This is a genomic window from Vibrio anguillarum (assembly GCF_003390515.1).
Taxonomy (GTDB): Bacteria; Pseudomonadota; Gammaproteobacteria; order Enterobacterales; family Vibrionaceae; genus Vibrio; species Vibrio anguillarum.
This window is the reverse complement of the sequence record NZ_CP031478.1, coordinates 949733-950490: the sequence shown is the minus strand read 5'-3', so window position 1 is coordinate 950490 and position 758 is coordinate 949733. Positions and strand designations below refer to the sequence as shown.

1 protein-coding gene is annotated in these 758 nt (G+C 37.7%); it reads right to left on the bottom strand.

Annotated elements, in window-relative coordinates; translation table 11 throughout:
* Positions 1–142 precede the first annotated feature (142 nt).
* Positions 143–721: a hypothetical protein gene (locus tag DD616_RS03945; protein ID WP_017047372.1), complete on the bottom strand. Its 579-nt coding sequence runs from the start codon at positions 719–721 to the stop codon at positions 143–145.
* Positions 722–758: the final 37 nt, after the last annotated feature.

Here is a 758-nt window from a genome sequence, read left to right as displayed (position 1 = left end):
CCTCTGAATAGCCTAACGCCCTGTTAAGGGGTGAGCAACGCAATACCGATGCCGCCGCATACCACCTTAAACACTAAAATCAACGCATAGTGAAAATGCCACGCGTTGCGAATCCCTCTTAAACAGATTGTTAGCAATATATTTACAGCTTGCCGTTATCTCTTAGGTAATTTATCAACTCCAACAAGTCTATTAGTTTATAAGTTTCAGTTGATTCATCAAAAAAGCCTATGCGCTCTTTATGCTTTAATGAAAAATCTTCACTAAATTCCTTTTGGACTCCATTTTCGCGAATAATATCAAATGCTCGATCAATACAACGAAGTTTCACTTCATCGCTAGCGTTTGGAGAAATTTTAAGGTCGAAAGAATCATAACCCGAACGGAATTTAACACCAAAATCAGCATCAATTGTTTTGATACTCTCACTGCCGCTGATCCTTTTATAAGTTTTACCTTTAACATCTCGACTTAGTGCCAATAACTGAGTCTTAAGTGCATCATAAACAGCGTTAGTCAATAAACCAGTTGCGATAGCATGAACGAGTGCAGGAGATAACATTACAAAAATCTGGCTAACGAAATCAGATAGTGAAGCTTCGAGCCTTCCAGAACGATCATAAGTATTAAGCGACAAACCATGTAAATTAAGACTCTCTGTAGATTCGTTTATGGTCGAATCGTCAATTATATCCTTGAAATAAATTAATTTTAGTTCCACTAAACTTCCTCTTATATTGCTAACGCCCGGCTAAGGG